Raw genomic sequence first — 17,978 nt, 5'->3', positions numbered from 1 at the left:
ACCGTGATGTTCCCCGGCCCGGTGACCGCCGGCCGTGGAGGAAAGCCAGTCCGGAAGGCGGTGGACGTGTCAACACACCGACGTGCCTGGAAGCAGCGGGCCGGTGTGCTCGTGGCGTTGGTGGTCGGCGCCCTGCTCACCGTCCCCGCCACGCCAGCCTTCGCGGCCAACCCGGACGTTCAGATCACCGGGCTGTCCGCCGGTTCCCTAGGACCGGGTCAGCAAGCCTCCCTGACGTTCACCGTCAAGAACAACAATGCCGCGCCGACGGCCTTCAGCGTCAACGTGGACACCTTTGACGGCCTCAACTGTCAGGGCGACTGCAACATCCCCGCCCGCCTGATCCCACCGAACCAGGAGGAGACGTTCCGAGCCACCCTGGTTGCCGGCAACGTTCCAGCCGGGGACACCAGGTCCGGCAAGGTCCGGGTCTCCGCGCGGGCCGGCGGCGATCAGGGCAGCGATGATCGGGACATGTCGGTGCGCGGACCGAACCCGCAGCCAACCCAGGCGCAGACGGTCAAGACGGTCTCCGGCAAGGTCGTCAACCAGTCCGACGGGAAGGCCGTGCCGAACGCGGTGGTGATCCTCCAGGACTCCAGCGGCAAGCGGTTCGACGACATCACCGACGACGGCGGCAACTTCCGCTTCAACGGCTCCGCCTCGAACCCGATCGCCCCCGGCCGGCTGGACATCGGCGCCAGCGTGGGCGACGTACGCGCCTTCAAGAGCTTCAACGCCTCCGCCGGGCAGAGCGTCACCGGCCAGCGGATCGCCCTCGCCGTCAAGACCGAGGCGAGCCCGAGCGCCACCCCGTCGGAGAGCGTCGAGGCGCTGCCCAGCGAGGAGGCGCTCGAGGAGGGCACCGAGGAGTCGGCGGACGCCGCCGCTGCCGCTCCCACGAACGCCGGCAACGAGGATTCCGGCGGCATCGGCTCGCTCCTGATCATCCTGCTCGGCGGCCTTCTCGTCGCCGCCGGTGTCGGCACGATCGTGCTGCTGTGGATGCGCCGCAAGGAGAACGACGAGGCCGACGAGGGCGCCGGCCCGGTCACCGCCGCCGCGGGCGCGGTCCCGGCGGCCCGGGGCGCCTACCGGGGAGCGGACGACCACACCCGGGTGGTCAACCCGGCCGGGGCGCCTCCCACGATGGTCGGCTCGGCCATCGGCGACGCCCCGACGATGATGCACCGGCCGGTGGTGGACGACGTCCCGCCGGACCCGTACGGCGTGCCGCCGCAGCCGTACGGCACGCCCGCCGGCCAGGGTGGCTGGGCCGGCGGCGGTTACGGCGACGACCCGGCCGGGCCGGGCGGGTACGGCGCCGGGGCCTACGGCAACGCGCCGTCCTCCGGCGGCGGCTACGGCACACCGCCCTCGTCCGGAGGCGGGTACGGCGGCAACGACTACGGTGCTCCCGCCGGAGCCCCGGCCGGTGCGGGCTACCCACCGGCCCCCAGCTACGGCGAGCGGTACGACGAGCCGACCGGCCGCTACCAGGGTGACGCCACGCAGTACCCGGCACCGGCCGACCCGTATGCGACCGGCACCTACCAGCAGAACCAGGGCTACGGCCAGCCGGAGCCCCCGTCCTACGGCCGGGGCGGCGAGCCGACCGGCGGGTACGACCAGCGCGGTGGTTACGACCAGGGCGGCTACGGCGGCGGGTACGGCCAGCCGGGCGGGTACGGCCAGGAGCCACCGGCCCAGCGCGGTGGCTACGACCAGGGCGGTTACGACCAGGGCGGCTACGGCGGCGGGTACGACCAGCCGGGCGGGTACGGCCAGGAGCCACCGGCCCAGCGCGGTGGCTACGACCAGGGCGGTTACGACCAGGGCGGCTACGGCGGCTACGGTGACCCGGCCCAGGCTAGCCGGGGCCGGCCCGACGGCCCGCCGCAGGACCGGGGCGGTCGCCGGCTGGACTGGCTCGACGACTGAGAACCACGCAGACACACCGCTGAGGGGCCGTCCGGATCCGGACGGCCCCTCAGCGGTTCCGGCCCCCGGGTCGGTGCGTCGGTACGCGCCGCCCGCCGCACTGCATGATCACGCTGCGACGCAGATGTAGTGGCTTCCCTGCGACCATGACACCACTACTTCGTGCTTCGAGCGTGATCTTGGGTGGAGGCCGCCGCCAGGCCGCCTAGAGGGGTGGGGGCCGCCGTCAGGCTGCGGGGTTGGGTGGGGCGGCCGCCGTCAGGCTGCGGAGAAGACGCCGTTGCGGAGCACCGGGACCACGTCCGAGGCGCCGACCTGCACGGCGATCTCCACGTCGGCGGCGAAGCCACCCTCGGTGAGTTCCCGCCCGGAGACGCAGCCCCGGACCGCGGCCGGAACGTCGGGTGTGCTGGCCAGCGCGGCGAGCGCCACGGCAGCCTCGACGGAGAGCCCGCCCGGCACGCCGGACAGCGCGTCGAGCACGCAGGCCGCACCGAGCTGGTCCTCCACCGAAGGGCGCAACGAACCGTCCGGCCAGCGCTCCCCGGCCGCGACGACGCCGATCGGCGCGTCGGTCGAGCCGTACCCCTGCTGCTGGAGCCAGCGCCCGGCGGCGCCGGCGTTGCGCAGGCAGGCCGCGACCACCGGCAGCCCGGTGGCGCTGGCCGCGGCGCTGATCGCCGAGCCGTTGGGTGACGGCAGGACCAGCTCGGGGACGGCTGGCGCGGTGCTCAACGCCGCCGGGGACAGCGACCACGGATGGTCCGGTGTGGTGCGCCGGCGGCCCACCGCGGCGACGGCGCCCACGCGGCGGGCGTAGTCGGCGGCCTGCGCACCCCAGGGGAACGGGTGCACCCGCGTACCGCGAGCCACCGCGACCTCGACGGCGGTGGTGAACGAGAGGACGTCCACCACCACCAGCGCCGCGCACACCCGGCCGAGCTCGGCCGCCCCAGCCAGCCCCCACTCGAACCGGGCGCCGGAACCGGGCTGCGCGTGGACGGCCGCGGTCAACGCCTCAGCGCTGGTCGGGGCGCGGAGGGCTGGTCGGACTCACCAGAAGCCGGGTCGGACGGCTCGTCGTCGGTGGCCTGCTCCTCGGCCGTCTCGGCCGGCGGAGTCGCGATCACGCCGCCCGGCGAGGCGACATCGCCCGCATCGGCCGCCGACTCCTCAGCAGCCCCCGCCGACTCCTCAACAACCTCCGCCGACTCCTCAGCAGCCCCCGCCGACTCCTCAGCAACCTCCGCCGGCTCCTCAGCAACCTCCGCCGACGCCTCGACAGCCCCCGCCGGCTCCTCAGCAGCCCCCGCCGACTCCTCAACAACCTCCGCCGGCTCCTCGACAGCGGCCGCCGGCTCCTCGGTCGCGCCGTCCTCGCTCGACGGCTCCTCGGCGGTGGTCGTGGCCGCTCGCCCAGCGGCGCCCGCACCGGGCTCGGCGCCATCGGACACCGGCTCGGGCGCGCCGGTCACCGGGTCGGGACCGGGCGAGGCGATCGGCTCGCTCACCACCTCCGCCGGGTCCACCGGCTCGGCGTCGGTGTCCGAGGGCAGCGGCACCGCCTCGACCGCACCGGCGACGCCGGCCGCCGGTGCGTCCACCTCCAGCAGGTCCGCTCCGCCGAAGAGGCGCGGCAGGGTGGCGTTGTGCGCGGTGTGCAGCTCGTCCAGGCCGATGCGGAACTGGCCGTGCACCTCCAGCGCACCGCCGGCGGTGTCGGTGACACCGATCAGCTCGTACGGCACCCCGCGCTCCGCGGCCAGGCCGGTGAACGCCTTCTCGTGCCCGCGCGGCACCGACACCAGCACCCGGCCGGCGGACTCGCTGAAGAGGAAGACGAACGGCATGGAGCCACCGGCGAACCGCTCGGGCACGGCGACCCGGGCACCGACGCCTCGCCGCAGGCAGGATTCGACCAGGGCCTGGGCGAGGCCGCCGTCGGAGAGGTCGTGCGCGGAGCTGACATGACCGGCCCGGGCGGCCTCCGCCATCAGGTCGGCGATCGCCCGCTCGCGGGCGAGGTCGACCTGCGGGGGTACGCCGCCGAGGTGCTCGTGGGTCACCCACGCCCACTCGGAGCCGGACAGCTCCACGTGCGTCTCGCCGAGCAGGTAAATCTGGTCGTGGTCGCCGCCGCGCGGGACGAAGCCCATCGACACCCGGTCGGCCACGTTGTCCAGCACGCCGAGCACGCCCACCACCGGCGTCGGGTGGATGGCCGCCGCCCCGGTCTGGTTGTAGAAGCTGACGTTGCCGCCGGTCACCGGGATGCCCAGCTCGGCGCAGCCGTCGGCGAGACCGCGGACAGCCTCGGCGAACTGCCACATGACGCCCGGGTCCTCGGGCGAGCCGAAGTTGAGGCAGTTGGTGACGGCGATCGGCTTCGCACCGGTCACGGCCACGTTCCGGTAGGCCTCGGCCAGCGCGAGCTTCGTGCCGTTGTACGGGTCGAGGCGGGCGTACCGGCCGTTGCCGTCCACCGAGAGCGCGACGCCGAGGCCGGTGCGCTCGTCGATGCGGATCACGCCGGAGTCCTCCGGCTGGGCGAGCACGGTGTTGCCCAGCACGTACCGGTCGTACTGCTCGGTGACCCAGGTCTTGTCGGCCAGGTTCGGCGAGGCGATCATCCGCAGGACGGTCTCCCGCAGCGCCTCCGGGTCGTTCGGCCGGGGCAGCGTCTCCGCGCGGTCGGCCTGGAGCAGGATCAGGTCGGCCGGCTCGCGCATCGGGCGGGCGTACACCGGCCCGTCGTCGACCAGCGAGCCGGGCGGCACGTCGACCACCAGGTGGTCCCGCCAGGTGACGACCAGGCGGCCCGGCTGGCCGTCCGGCGCCGGCGGGGTGACCTCACCGATCGCGGTGGCCAGCACGCCCCACTTCTCGGCGGTCTTGAGCACCGCCTCCAGCTTCTCCGGCTCGACGATCAGCAGCATCCGCTCCTGGGACTCGCTGGCCAGGATCTCGTGCGGCTCCATCGAGGGCTCGCGTAGCGGTACCCGCTCCAGCCAGACCCGCATGCCGGTGCCGGCCGCCGCGGCGGTCTCGGTGAGCGCGCAGGTCAGGCCCGCACCGCCGAGGTCCTGGATGCCGACGACCAGCTGGCCGTCGTACAGCTCCAGGCACGCCTCGATCAGGAGCTTCTCGGTGAACGGGTCGCCCACCTGCACCGACGGGCGGCGCTGCTCGCTGCCCTCGTCGAAGGTGGCGCTGGCCAGCACCGACACGCCGCCGATGCCGTCCCGCCCGGTCTTGGCGCCCATCAGCACCACGATGTTGCCGGGGCCGGCGGCCGCCTTGTTCTGCAGCCGGTGGACCGGCAACACGCCGAGGCAGAGCGCGTTGACCAGCGGGTTGCCCTGGTAGCAGGGGTCGAAGACGACCTCACCGCCGATGTTCGGCAGGCCGAGGCAGTTGCCGTAGCCGCCGACGCCGGCGACGATGCCCGGCAGCACCCGGGCGGTGTCCGGGTGGTCGGCCGCGCCGAAGCGCAGCGGATCCATCACCGCGACCGGGCGGGCGCCCATGGCGAGGATGTCCCGGACGATCCCGCCGACGCCGGTCGCCGCACCCTGGTACGGCTCGACGAAGCTCGGGTGGTTGTGCGACTCGACCTTGAAGGTCACGGCCAGCTCGTCGGAGACGCGGACGACGCCGGCGTTCTCGCCGATGCCGGCCAGCAGCCGGTCGCTCGGCGGGGCCTTCTCCCCGAACTGGCGCAGGTGCACCTTGCTCGACTTGTACGAGCAGTGCTCGCTCCACATGATCGAGTACATGGCGAGCTCGGCCTGGGTGGGGCGCCGGCCGAGGATCTGCCGGATCCGCTCGTACTCGTCCTCCCGGAGGCCCAGCTCCGCGTACGGCTGGAGTTCACCCGGGGTGCCGCCGGCGCGGGGCACGGTGTCCACGCCGTCGGCCCAGTCCGTGAGGACGGCGTCCCGGGCGGGCGCCGCCGGGGCGGCCGGAGCGGGGTCCTGGGTGGTCATGACCTCTCCTCGCTGAGCACAGGACCGCCCGTCGGGCGGGTGAGCCGACCGATGTTGCCGCGTACGGTCACGCCGGGGACCCCACCAGGTGCTTGAGCACGGAGGTGAAGAAGCCGAGGCCGTCCAGGGAGGGCCCGGTCAGCTCCTCCACCGCGTGCTCGGGGTGCGGCATGATGCCGACCACGTTGCCGGCGGTGTTGGTGATGGCGGCGATGTCGCGCTGCGACCCGTTCGGGTTGCCGACGTAGCGGGCGACGATCCGGCCCTCGGCCTCGAGCTGGTCCAGCGTGGCGGCGTCGGCGACGTAGCAGCCCTCGCCGTTCTTGACCGGGATCAGCACCTCCTGGCCGGGCTGGAACGCGTTGGTCCACGCGGTGCCGGCCGACTCGATGCGGAGGACCTGGTCGCGGTTGCGGAAGTGCAGGTGCTGGTTGCGGGTCAGCGCGCCGGGCAGCAGGTGGGCCTCGCAGAGGATCTGGAAGCCGTTGCAGATGCCGAGCACGGGCAGCCCGCCGCCGGCCGCGTCCACGATCGTCTCCATCACCGGGGCGAACCGGGCGATGGCGCCGCAGCGCAGGTAGTCGCCGTACGAGAAGCCGCCGGGCAGGACGACCGCGTCCACGCCGTACAGCTGCGGGTCACCGTGCCAGAGCCGCACCGGCTCGGCACCGGCGATCCGGACGGCCCGCGCGGCGTCCCCGTCGTCGAGCGAACCGGGGAACGTGACCACACCGACCCGGGCGGTCACGACCGGGCGTCCACGGTCTCGTCGGCCTCGACCCGGACGGTGAAGTCCTCGATGACCGGGTTGGCGAGCAGCTTGTCGGCGATCTCCCGAGCGCGGTCCAGGTCCGGTTCACCGGCGAACTCGATCTCGATCCGCCGGCCGATCCGGACCGAGGCGACGTCGCTGACGCCGAGCCGGGGCAGCGCGTTTGCGACGGCCTGGCCCTGCGGATCGAGGATCTCGGGCTTGAGCATGACGTCGACGACGACGCGAGGCACTGGGCACTCCTGACTGTGTACGCAGTTGGGTGCCGACCCACTACGGGCGAGCGCAGCCAGCCTACCTGGCAGATGCCCCGGCGAACGCATCGGCCGCACGCGGTTCAGGCAGTGATCGTCGTCAGGTAGCGCGGGGGCCGCGGACCGATGCGGGTTCGTTGCGTTCCCGATGCCGTTCCGTTGCCCTCCGACCCCGTCCACCGATTCTGCCGCCACGGGGCGGTACGACCTTCCTGAGATGGATTCTTTTCGATCGAAACACTTGTGAACGGCATCGCGGGGCCCTACGGTACATCGTCAGACATCGATAGGAGTACCGGTCGGTGGGCCACCCCCGCCCGCCGGCCGGCAAGCCGACCCGGTGAACCCGGGCCCATCCCCCGAAGGAGCCCCCATGCGCATCCGATCCCTGGTCGCGGTCCTCGCCACAGCGGTGGCCGGCGTACTCGGCGCCAGCTCCGGCGCCCTCGCCAGCCCGACCCCCGTCACGCCCTACATCATCGGCGGCAACACCGTCTCGTCCGCCCCGTGGGCCGCCGCGGTGTTCAGCAACGGCTCGTTCACCTGCTCCGGCACGATCATCGCCCCGCAGTGGGTGCTCACCGCCCGGCACTGCCTCGGCGGAACGATGTCCGTCCGGGTCGGCAGCGTCTACCGCTCCTCCGGCGGGGTCACCCGCACCGTGAGCGCCACCTACAGCCGGTACGACCTCGCCCTGATGCGCCTCTCCAGCTCGGTGAGCACCAGCTACGTGACGCTGGCCAGCAGCAACCCGCCGATCGGTTCGACGAACCAGATCTACGGCTGGGGCATGACCTGCTACAGCGGCTGCTCCGCCTCCAGCCAGCTCAAGACCGCGAACGTCCAGGTGACCAGCAACAGCGCCACCGACGCGTACGGCGGGCAGGCCATCCGGAGCACCCGGATCAACGGGAACGCGTGGCGCGGTGACTCGGGCGGCCCGGAGTTCTACAACGGCCGCCAGGTCGGGGTGGCCTCGACCGCGAACGGCACGACCATCCAGAACTACGGCAGTGTGGCGTACAACCGGGCCTGGATCACCTCGGTGGCCGGTGTCTGACGGTTAGCGCCCCGGGCGGCGCGGATGGTCGGCGGAACGCCGGACGTCCGCGCCGCACGGTTTTTCAGCATCCGACCAGGTGAACAAGGCTCGCGTTGGGCCCCACGATCGGCTGACAGCATCGGAACCGTGCTGGTCGTGACGACGGATCAACTTCCCGGCTACGAGATCCGCCAGATCCTCGGCGAGGTGGTCTCCTCGATGGCCAGGACGCGGAACCCGTACCGCGAGGGCGTGAAGAACCTGCGCGGCGGCGCGTACGACCCGATGGCGCCGGACAACCTCACCCGCTGGCGCACCGACTCGGTCGCCCGGCTCGGCGAGGAGGCCCGCCGCCTGGGCGCGAACGCGGTGATCGGCATGCGCTTCGACAGCCGCGACTGCGGCGAGATGTGGATGGAGATCTGCGCGTACGGCACGGCGGTGATCGTCGTACCCAAGGCTCCGGACGTCATGCCCCCCGACCAGCCCCTGGTCGCGGCCGAGACCGCCCACGAGCCCGAGATCGCCGAAGGCCCGAGCGGCATCGCCGAACCGGCGAGCGCCCCCAACCTGCGCACCGCCGCCGAAACCCCCACCCGCGAACCCTGACCGGCCCCCGCCACCACCCGTGTTGATCAAGAGCTTTTCGGTCTGCTTGATCTCTGATCTGGACCAGAACTTCTTGATCAACCCGGTCTTCCCGGGTGGGGTCGGTCAGAGGATGGGGGGTGGGGTGTAGGGGGCGGCATTCGGGTGGGCGGCGACCACCTCGGCGACCCGGGCGGCCACGGCCGCCACCTGGGCGGGGGCGGCGCCGACGAAGGCCGTCCGGTCGGCGACCAGGGTGTCGATGTCGGCGCGGGAGAGGTTGAGGCGGCCGTCCGCCGCCAGGCGGTCGAAGAGGTCGTTCTCCGGCGCGCCCTTCTCGCGCATGGCCAGGGCGACGGCGACCGCGTGCTCCTTGATCACCTCGTGGGCGACCTCGCGACCGACGCCGCGCCGCACCGCCGCGACCAGGATCTTGGTGGTGGCGAGGAACGGCAGGAACCGCTCCAGCTCCCGGTTGATCACCGCCGGGTACGCCCCGAACTCGTCCAGCACGGTGAGGAACGTCTGGAACAGGCCGTCGGCGGCGAAGAAGGCGTCCGGCAGGGCCACCCGGCGGACCACCGAGCAGGAGACGTCACCCTCGTTCCACTGGTCGCCGGCCAGCTCGCCGACCATCGACAGGTAGCCCCGGATGATCACGGCGAAGCCGTTCACCCGCTCCGACGAGCGCGTGTTCATCTTGTGCGGCATCGCGCTGGAGCCGACCTGGCCCGGCTTGAAGCCCTCGGTCGCCAGCTCCTGGCCCACCATCAGGCGGATCGTGGTGGCCAGCGAGGACGGCCCGGCCGCCACCTGCGCCAGCGCCGAGAGCGCGTCGAAATCGAGGGAACGCGGGTACACCTGCCCCACGCTGTCCAGCACCCGGCGGAACCCGAGGTGCTCCGCGACCCGCCGCTCCAGCTCGGCCACCCGGTCGGCGTCACCGTCGAAGAGGTCGAGCTGGTCCGCGGCGGTGCCCACCGGGCCCTTGATCCCCCGCAGCGGGTATCGACCGATCAGGTCGTCCAGCCGCTCGTACGCGATCAGCAGCTCCTCGGCCGCCGACGCGAAGCGCTTGCCCAGCGTGGTGGCCTGCGCCGCGACGTTGTGCGAACGCCCGGTCAGGACGAGGTCGGAGTGCTCGACGGCGAGCCGGGCCAGCCGGGCCAGGGTGGCGACCACCCGGTCCCGGATCAGCTCCAGCGACGCCCGCACCTGGAGCTGCTCGACGTTCTCGGTGAGGTCCCGGGAGGTCATCCCCTTGTGCACGTGCTCGTGCCCGGCCAGCGCGCTGAACTCCTCGATCCGCGCCTTCACGTCGTGCCGGGTGACCCGCTCCCGCTCCGCGATCGAGGCCAGGTCGACCTGGTCGAGCACCCGCTCGTACGCCTCGACCACCCCGTCCGGCACGGTCACGCCGAGGTCCCGCTGGGCCTTGAGTACGGCCAGCCAGAGCCGCCGCTCCATCCGGACCTTCTCCTCCGGTGACCAGAGGGCGACCAGTTCCGGCGAGGCGTACCGGTTGGCGAGCACGTTCGGGATCGTCGTCACCACGCCATTCTCGGACACCACGCGGCGCCCCCGGTACGCGGGCTGACCCGCCGCCCGGCCCGCACGCTGCCCGGGCCGCGGCCACAGACGGTCGCGACCGCGTTGAACGCGGTGCTCGACCACTTCGCATTCCGGTGGTGGATCTTCCGGCCACAGCCCTGCGGGCCGGGGGCGTCAGACCTCCGGAATGTCGTGCACGGTCGCGCTCACCACGAGGGTCCTGGTCTGCTTGCCGTGAGCGTTGCGGACGGTCAGCAGGTACGTGTGCTGCTGGACGTCCCCCGCCGAGCCGGAGCAGGGGAAGTTCAGCGTCTCGCTGCCGGTGGGCGGGTAGTTGTCGGCGTAGCTGCCGGGGCCGTCGATCGAGAGCGCGACGGAGTCGACGTTGCCGGCCTTCCACTCCAGGACGACCGGCGTGCCCGCGATCGGGTTGGCGGTGGTGCCGGCCGGGCAGGACGGCTTCTGGGCGACCCGGAAGTAGGCGATCGACGGGCCGGCGCTCGTGCCGGACTTCCCACCGCTGTTGCCGGTGCCGCCACCGGTCGATCCACCGCCGGTCGTCCCCGTGCCGGTCGATCCGCCGCCGGGGTCGCCGGCCGTCGTCGTGGGCGGGGCGGTGGCCCCCGTCGCGTCGCCGGGCGCCCCGGTGACCTCGGTCGCGGCGGTGGCCTCCGTGGACGTCGTGCCACCGGAGCCGCAGCCGGCGACCGCCAGCACGGTGGACAGGGCGACGACGGTGGTGCGGAGCCGGAATTGACCTGACATGACCACTCCCCTCACGGGTGCCGCCGCCAGTGCCGTCCGGCGGACTGGGACCCACGGTAGGGACGGCCGGCAACACCGGGCCGGAAGTCGACCCCCGATGATCTCCATCCTGAGTCGACTGTCAGGATCGGACGATGACGTCCAGACTTACCGGGAAGGTTGCCCTGGTGACCGGCGGGAGCCGCGGTATCGGCGCCGCCGTCGCGCGGCGGCTGGCCGAGGACGGCGCCCACGTCGCGTTCACCTACCGTGCGGCGGAGGACAGGGCGAAGTCGGTGGTGGCCGAGATCGAGTCGTACGGCCGCACCGGCCTGTCGATCCGTGCGGACAGCGCCGACGCGACCGCCGCGGCCGACGCGGTCGAGCGGACCGTCGCCGAGCTCGGGCGGCTGGACATCCTCGTCAACAACGCCGGCGTGTTCGCCGGTGGGCGGATCGAGGAGGTCGGCCTCGATCTCCTCGACCGGGCCGTCGCGGTCAACGTCCGCGGCGTCTACCTGGTGACCCAGGCAGCGGTCCGGCACATGCGGGACGGCGGGCGGATCGTCAACATCGGCAGCAGCTTCGCCAGCCGGGTCCCGGCCCCCGGGGTGAGCGCGTACGCCATGACGAAGAGCGCCGTGAACGGGCTGACCCGGGCACTCGCCCGGGAACTCGGCCCGCGCGGCATCACCGTCAACCTGATCCTGCCCGGGTCGACCGACACCGACATGAACCCGTCGGACAGCGCGGGCGCCGCCGCCCAGCGGTCGCACATCGCCCTCGGCCGGTACGCGACACCGGCCGACGTGGCGGCGACCGTCAGCCACCTGGTGGGCGAGGGTGGCCGGCACATCACCGGCGCGTCGATCGCGGTGGACGGCGGCTCCACGGCCTGACGGCCGCGGAAACCGTCGCCGCTGCGTTTCGGGGCGGACAGAACGCGGCCGATGCGTCATGATCAGAGCCTCCGGCCGGTCCGGCCGCCCCCTTCCTCCTCGGTTGAGAGACACGCATGCGCAGATTCCGCCTCGTCGGGCTCGCGGCGGTCGCGATGATCAGCGCCACCCTGCTGACGCCCGCGACCCCTGCCCACGCCGACGACACCACCCTCTACGTCGACCGGCTCTTCCAGAACTGCTCCGACTCCGGGACCGGCACGGTCGACGAGCCCTTCTGCACGATCGGGGCCGCGGTCACCCGCGTCGGGCCCGGCCAGACCGTCCAGGTCCGCAGCACCGGGTACGCCGAGCGGGTGACGGTCCCGCGCTCCGGCACGGCCGAACGCCCGATCACCATCGTGGCGATTCCACCGGACGCCCGTTTCACGCTGGACGGGCCGACCGCCGGCTTCGTCGTCAACGGGCAGAGCCACATTACGATCAAGGACTTCAACGTTCGGGGTGACCTGCGGGAGCCCGGCGTAGAGCTGAGCGACGCGACGGGGATCACCCTGGACGGCGTCCGGATCCACGCGACCTTCCCGCCCGGGCAGCCTCCCTCGACGGAACCGGCGTTCCGCCTGAGCGGGGTCCGTGATTCGACGCTGCGCGGCGTCCACGGCCTCGGCACCCACCTGGCCGCCGGAGTGGTGGTCGACGCGGAGAGCAGCGGCGTCGCCATCGCCTCGGGGCAGTTCTACAACGACGACCGCGTCGGGCCCGGCGTCGGTATCGACGTGGCCGGTTCGGCCACGACGATCCGCGGCAACCAGGTGACCGGTTTCGGGGAGGCTGCGATCGCGGTACGGCCGGGCGCGGCGGACACGCTGATCGTCAACAACGAGATCCGCAACGGCGCCGGTGACGGCGTCCAGAGCCGTGGCGCCACCGGCACAGCGGTCACGAACAACGACGTGTGGCTGCGGTGCGGTGACGGGATCCGGGTGGACGGGGCCTCGGTGCGGGTCTCCGTCCAGAACAACGTCGTACGCAGCAAGAACGCCGACGGCACGTGTGCCACCTCGACCCCGGGCACCGTCGAGATCGGTGTGTACGGCGGCGCGGTCGGGCAGACCGTGGTCGACTACAACAACACCCGCAGCCAGCAACTGGGCTACGCCTGGAATCAGCCGATGGCCCTGGCCGCCTTCCGGGCCGCCTCGGGGCAGGCCGCCCACGACCTCATCGAGACGGCGACGTCGGCCCGGGTCGACTCCGCCAACTCGGCCGCGCCCGGCTTCCCTGCCACGGATCTCCGCGACCGGGGCCGCGGCGACGATCCGTCCGTCCCGGACACCGGGGCCGGGCCGCTCCGGTGGGCGGACCGTGGCGTCTACGAACACCTCATCGCGCCGACCGTCCTCGCCACCTTCACCCACGAGCCCGGCACCGGGTGGGTCACCGTGGACGCCTCGACCACCAGGCCCGGCTTCACCCAGGTCGCGTCCTACCGGTTCGACTTCGGTGACGGCACCGTCGTGACCCAGGCCGGTCCGGTGGCCCGGCACCGGTACACCACGCACGGGACGCGCACCGTGAGCATCTGGGCCACCCTGGTGGACACCATGACGGGCGGCAGGGCGTACCAGGTCAGCTTCCTGCCGCGCGCCGCCACCATCGGTCTCCTGTCACCGGCCCACCACCGGTACGTCGGCATCGGCCGTCCGTCGAAGCCCGGCGCCGCCCTGCACGCCGACCACCCGACCCTGACCGCCGCGCAGGCGTTCGACCTGGTGGACGTGGGCACCGACCAGGTGGCCCTGCTCTCGCACGCCACTGGCGGCTACGTGACCCTGGAGTACGACAACGGTTACGTGGCGACGGCCAGCGCCGCGGCCGTCGGTCCCAACGAGACGTTCGCCATGACCCGCTACTCCGACGGCAGCTTCAGCCTGAAGGCGTCCACCGGCCGGTACGTGAGCACGTACGGCTCCGGCGGGCCGTTGGTCCCGGAGGCGGGCCAGGTCGGGCTGACCGAGAAGTTCCACCGGGTGAACCTCGCCGATGCCGGCAAGAGCCTGCGACCGGCGGTCCGCAAGCAGTACGTGACCGCCGACACCGCCGCGGCGAAGCCGCTGACCGCCAGCGGCACGACCCTCGGCAAGAACCAGCGGTTCGACGTCGTCGACCTCGGCAGTGGGAAGGTCGCCCTGTTCGCGCACGCCAACAACCGCTTCGTCTGGGCCCCGAACAACGGGGCGCTGCCGCTGGTCAACAGCACCGGCGCGGTCGGCCCGATGGCGATGTTCACGCTGGTCCGCAACGCGGACGGCACGGTCAGCCTCAAGGCCGCCGTCAACAACCGGTACGTCACGGTGGGCACCAGCACCACCACCCCGCTGACCGCCAGCCGCACCTCGATCGGCCCCACCGAGCGCTTCACGCTCCGCTGAGGGCTGGACCAGCGAGCTGCGCCGAGGACGAGACCAGCCAGCTGCGCCGAGGGCTGGACCAGCCCGGCGCCCGCCGTCGACGACGGCGGGCGCCGACCCACTCGTCAGCGCTCCAGGATGGCCGTCACGCCCTGGCCACCGGCGGCACAGATCGAGATGAGGCCCCGCCCGCTGCCCTTCTCGTCGAGCAGCTTGGCCAGCGTCGCCACGATCCGCCCGCCGGTGGCCGCGAAGGGGTGGCCGGCGGCCAGCGAGGAGCCGTTGACGTTGAGCCGGTCCCGGTCGATCGCGCCGAGCGGGGCGTCCAGCCCGAGCCGGTCCTTGCAGAACTCCGGCGACTCCCAGGCGGCGAGCGTGGCCAGCACCTGCGAGGCGAACGCCTCGTGGATCTCGTAGAAGTCGAAGTCCTGGAGGGTCAGGCCGGCGCGGGCCAACATCCGGGGCACCGCGTAGGCGGGGGCCATGAGCAGCCCCTCGTCGCCGTGCACGAAGTCCACCGCGGCGGCCTCCGACCAGGTGAACCAGGCCTGCACCGGCAGGCTGTGCTCGCGTGCCCACTCCTCGCTGGCGAGCAGCACAGTGGAGGCGCCGTCGGTCAGCGGCGAGGAGTTGCCGGCCGTCATGGTGGCCTGGTCGGCGTCCGGTCCCTTCGCACCGAAGACCGGCTTCAGGCTGCCGAGCCTCTCCAGGGTCGTGTCCGGCCGGAGGTTCTGGTCCCGGGTCAGCCCGAGGTACGGCGTCATCAGGTCGTCGAAGAAGCCGCGCTCGTAGGCGGCGGCCAGTCGCTGGTGGGACCGCAGCGCCAGTTCGTCCTGCGACCGCCGGTCGATCTGCCACCGGACGGCGGTGCGGGCGGCGTGCTCGCCCATGGACAGCCCGGTGCGCGGTTCGGCGTTGCGCGGGATGTCCGGCCGGAACGGCTGCGTCGGGCGCAGCCGCGCCGCGATCCGCAGCCGCTCGCCGAGGGTACGGGCGCTGTTCAGCTTGATCAGCGTGCGGCGCATCTCCTCGTTGACGGCGAGCGGCGCGTCGGAGGTGGTGTCGACGCCGCCGGCGACACCGACGTCGATCTGGCCGAGGGCGATCTTGTTGGCGACCAGGATGGTCGCCTCCAGGCCGGTGCCGCACGCCTGCTGGATGTCGTACGCGGGGGTGTGCGGGTCGAGCTTCGAGCCGAGCACCACCTCGCGGGTCAGGTTGAAGTCCCGCGAGTGCTTCAGCACCGCACCGGCGACCACCTCGCCGACCCGCTGGCCGGCCAGCCCGTAGCGGGCGACCAGCCCGTCGAGTGCCGCGCCGAGCATGTCGGCGTTGGACGCCTCGGCGTAGCGCGAGTTGGAGCGGGCGAAGGGTATGCGGTTGCCGCCGATGACCGCTACCCGCCGGATGGTCTGCACGATCCCGCCTCCTCGAAAGGCTTGCCCTGAACCTACTCGTCAGTAGGCTACGCCTATGACCGACAGGTACGCGAGCTTCGTCCAGACGGGGGCCGGCCGCGCGCTGGTCAAGCGCCTCGGGCTGCCCGACCCTCCGCGACTGCGCCGGCACCGCCCCGGCGACCCCCTCGTTCCCGGGCCCGTCCTGCTCGGCGCCGCCGCCGGTGGCCGCCTCGCCGAGCCGGTCGGCAAGATCCTCACCGCCGCCGGGGTCGAGCTGCGCGACCCGGCCGCCGGCAACGACGCCGAGACGCGCTTCGCCGCCCTGGTGTACGACGCCACCGGCATCACCGACTCGACCGGGCTGCGGCAGCTGTACGACTTCTTCCACCCGAACGCCCGGTCGGTGCAGCCCAGCGGCCGGGTGATCGTGCTCGGCACCCCGCCCGCCGAGTGCCCGTCCCCCCGGGAGGCCACCGCACAGCGCGCCCTCGAAGGGCTGACCCGCAGCATCGGCAAGGAGTTCGGCCGGGGCGTCACCGCCCAACTCGTCCACGTCACCCGCGCCGGCGACGAGGGCACGACCACCAGCCTCGAGGCCACCCTCCGGTTCCTGCTCTCCGGGCGGTCCGCATACGTCTCCGGTCAGGTGATCCGGGTCGGTGCCGGGCGTGCGGAGCCGCCGGCGGACTGGGACCGCCCGCTCGACGGGCAGATCGTGCTGGTCACCGGCGCGGCGCGGGGGATCGGCGCGGCGCTGGCCCGGGTCCTCGCCCGGGACGGCGCCCAGGTGGTGGCCCTGGACATCCCGGCCGCCGGCGACGAGCTGGCGCGGGTCGCGAACGAGATCGGGGCGACCGCGGTCCAGCTCGACCTGACCGCGCCGGACGCGCCGGCCCGGCTCGCCGACCACCTGGCCACCCGGCACGGCCGGGTCGACGTCGTCGTGCACAACGCCGGCATCACCCGGGACAAGACGCTCGGCCGGATGGACGCCGACCGGTGGGACTCCGTGCTCGACGTCAACCTGTCCAGCCAGGAGCGGATCAACGACGTGCTGTTGGAACGGGAGCTGATCCCGGCCGGCGGCCGGATCGTCTCGGTCTCCTCGATCGCCGGGATCGCCGGCAACCGCGGGCAGACGAACTACGCCACCAGCAAGGCGGGTGTGATCGGCCTGGTCGAGTCACTCGCCCCGGCGCTGCGGGGACGCCAGATCAGCGTCAACGCGGTCGCTCCCGGGTTCATCGAGACCCGGCTGACCGCCCGGATCCCGCTGATGATCCGCGAGGCCGGCCGGCGGATGAACAGCCTGGCCCAGGGCGGGCTGCCGACCGACGTCGCCGAGACGATCGGCTGGTTGGCCTGGCCGGCCACCGGCGCGGTGAGCGGCAACGTCGTCCGGGTCTGCGGCCAGAGTCTGTTGGGGGCGTGATGGCGGAGAGCAGCCGGGAACCGGCCACGTCCATCACCCGGAACCGCGTCCAGCTGCCGCAGGTGCCGGCGGCCGGCGCGCTGTACCGCCGGGCGCTGCTCGGCGCGCTGCCCGGGTTCGGCGGCCGGCGCGCCGCCCACCCGCCGGCGGTCGAGCTCTGCGTCGACGGGGTCGCCGTCGACCGGGCGCACCTCGCCGCCTACGACCGGGTGTGCGGATTCCGGCTCACCGACCGGCTGCCGGCGACGTTCCCGCACATCATGGGCTTCCCGCTGGCGCTGCGCCTGATGACCGCGCCGGATTTCCCGATCCCGCTCACCGGTGTGGTGCACGTCGGCAACCGGATCACCGTCCACCGGCCGATCGGCGCCGACGAGAAGCTCGACTTCACCACGTACGCGGAGAACCTGCGCCCGCACGAGCGGGGCCGGCAGCTCGACGTGATGCTGATCGGCTCGGTCGGCGGGGAGGAGGTCTGGCGCGGCGTCTCCACGTACCTCGGTCGGGCGCGCACGCCCGGCGGCGGTGAGCGGCGCGACCGGGGCGAGCGGCCCCCGGCTCCGGCCGGCTCCGCGCGCTGGCGCGTCGAGCCCGCGGTCGGCCCGGCCTACGCGCGGGTCTCCGGCGACCACAACCCGATCCACACCTCGCGGCTCGGCGCGCGGCTGTTCGGGTTCCGGCGCCCGATCGCGCACGGCATGTGGAGCAAGGCCCGGTGCCTGGCCGCGCTGGAGAACCGGCTGCCGGACGCGTACACCGTCGAGGTGGCGTTCAAGCTGCCGTTGCCGCTGCCCAGCACGGTCAGCTTCAGCAGCACCGCGGCCGGCGACTTCGCGCTGCACGACTCGCGGGGCCGCCCGCACCTGCTCGGCACCGTCCGCGAGGAAGGAAGGGCCCCTTCTTGACGCCTTTTGGCTAGGAAGGGCCCCCGGTTGCCACTCGCCCCAAGAGCATG

The 17,978-nt window shown here is 73.1% G+C and carries 13 protein-coding genes and 1 pseudogene; 7 read left to right on the top strand and 7 right to left on the bottom strand.

The window, feature by feature from the left end; genetic code table 11:
* The first annotated feature begins 6 nt into the window (after window positions 1-6).
* Window positions 7-1,941 (top strand): carboxypeptidase-like regulatory domain-containing protein, encoded by a 1,935-nt coding sequence (locus EV376_RS06105; protein ID WP_130321162.1) that lies wholly within the window; start codon window positions 7-9, stop codon window positions 1,939-1,941.
* A 258-nt stretch (window positions 1,942-2,199) separates the two neighbouring features.
* Here the strand turns inward: EV376_RS06105 and EV376_RS06100 are convergent, their stop codons facing one another.
* The 4 genes and pseudogenes from EV376_RS06100 to purS all read right to left on the bottom strand — a co-directional run bounded on the left by EV376_RS06100 (window position 2,200) and on the right by purS (window position 6,932).
* Entirely contained in the window at window positions 2,200-2,955 is a 756-nt protein-coding gene (locus EV376_RS06100; protein ID WP_130321161.1) for a 2-phosphosulfolactate phosphatase, read from the bottom strand.
* Between the two features lie 559 nt (window positions 2,956-3,514).
* Window positions 3,515-5,927, bottom strand: a pseudogene (gene purL / locus EV376_RS06095) (phosphoribosylformylglycinamidine synthase subunit PurL); the annotation flags it as partial.
* 67 nt (window positions 5,928-5,994) lie between these two features.
* Window positions 5,995-6,675, bottom strand: coding sequence for a phosphoribosylformylglycinamidine synthase subunit PurQ (gene purQ, locus EV376_RS06090; RefSeq protein ID WP_130321160.1), 681 nt, complete (start codon window positions 6,673-6,675; stop codon window positions 5,995-5,997).
* Entirely contained in the window at window positions 6,672-6,932 is a 261-nt protein-coding gene (gene purS / locus EV376_RS06085; protein WP_130321159.1) for a phosphoribosylformylglycinamidine synthase subunit PurS, read from the bottom strand. Before purS ends, purQ begins: the two co-directional genes overlap by 4 nt.
* A 394-nt stretch (window positions 6,933-7,326) precedes the next feature.
* Here purS and EV376_RS06080 point away from each other — a divergent pair, with 394 nt between their 5' ends.
* Together EV376_RS06080 and EV376_RS06075 are read left to right on the top strand one after the other, a co-directional pair.
* Window positions 7,327-8,013, top strand: a complete 687-nt coding sequence (locus EV376_RS06080) for a DUF1986 domain-containing protein (RefSeq protein WP_130321158.1) — start codon at window positions 7,327-7,329, stop codon at window positions 8,011-8,013.
* A gap of 24 nt (window positions 8,014-8,037) precedes the next feature.
* Window positions 8,038-8,604: a YbjQ family protein gene (locus tag EV376_RS06075; RefSeq protein WP_130321157.1), complete on the top strand. Its 567-nt coding sequence runs from the start codon at window positions 8,038-8,040 to the stop codon at window positions 8,602-8,604.
* 105 nt (window positions 8,605-8,709) lie between these two features.
* Here the strand turns inward: EV376_RS06075 and purB are convergent, their stop codons facing one another.
* Window positions 8,710-10,134, bottom strand: coding sequence for an adenylosuccinate lyase (purB, locus tag EV376_RS06070; RefSeq protein ID WP_130321156.1), 1,425 nt, complete (start codon window positions 10,132-10,134; stop codon window positions 8,710-8,712).
* A 174-nt stretch (window positions 10,135-10,308) separates the two neighbouring features.
* On the bottom strand, window positions 10,309-10,899 hold the full coding sequence (locus EV376_RS06065; RefSeq protein WP_130321155.1) for a hypothetical protein: 591 nt from the start codon (window positions 10,897-10,899) through the stop codon (window positions 10,309-10,311).
* Between the two features lie 134 nt (window positions 10,900-11,033).
* Between EV376_RS06065 and EV376_RS06060 the strand changes: the two genes are divergently transcribed.
* Window positions 11,034-11,777: an SDR family oxidoreductase gene (locus tag EV376_RS06060; protein ID WP_130321154.1), complete on the top strand. Its 744-nt coding sequence runs from the start codon at window positions 11,034-11,036 to the stop codon at window positions 11,775-11,777.
* Between the two features lie 116 nt (window positions 11,778-11,893).
* Window positions 11,894-14,212, top strand: coding sequence for a right-handed parallel beta-helix repeat-containing protein (locus tag EV376_RS06055; protein WP_130321153.1), 2,319 nt, complete (start codon window positions 11,894-11,896; stop codon window positions 14,210-14,212).
* 104 nt (window positions 14,213-14,316) lie between these two features.
* Here the strand turns inward: EV376_RS06055 and EV376_RS06050 are convergent, their stop codons facing one another.
* A complete protein-coding gene (locus EV376_RS06050; protein WP_130321152.1) occupies window positions 14,317-15,609 on the bottom strand; it encodes an acetyl-CoA C-acetyltransferase in 1,293 nt (430 codons plus the stop codon).
* A gap of 55 nt (window positions 15,610-15,664) precedes the next feature.
* On the opposite strand from EV376_RS06050, the gene EV376_RS06045 reads away from it, so the two are divergent.
* Entirely contained in the window at window positions 15,665-17,023 is a 1,359-nt protein-coding gene (locus EV376_RS06045; protein WP_130321151.1) for a 3-oxoacyl-ACP reductase, read from the top strand.
* A complete protein-coding gene (locus tag EV376_RS06040; protein WP_130321150.1) occupies window positions 17,023-17,928 on the top strand; it encodes a MaoC/PaaZ C-terminal domain-containing protein in 906 nt (301 codons plus the stop codon). Before EV376_RS06045 ends, EV376_RS06040 begins: the two co-directional genes overlap by 1 nt.
* Window positions 17,929-17,978: the final 50 nt, after the last annotated feature.

This window comes from Micromonospora sp. CNZ295 (assembly GCF_004217535.1).
This window is presented reverse-complemented; position numbering and strand designations above follow the sequence as displayed.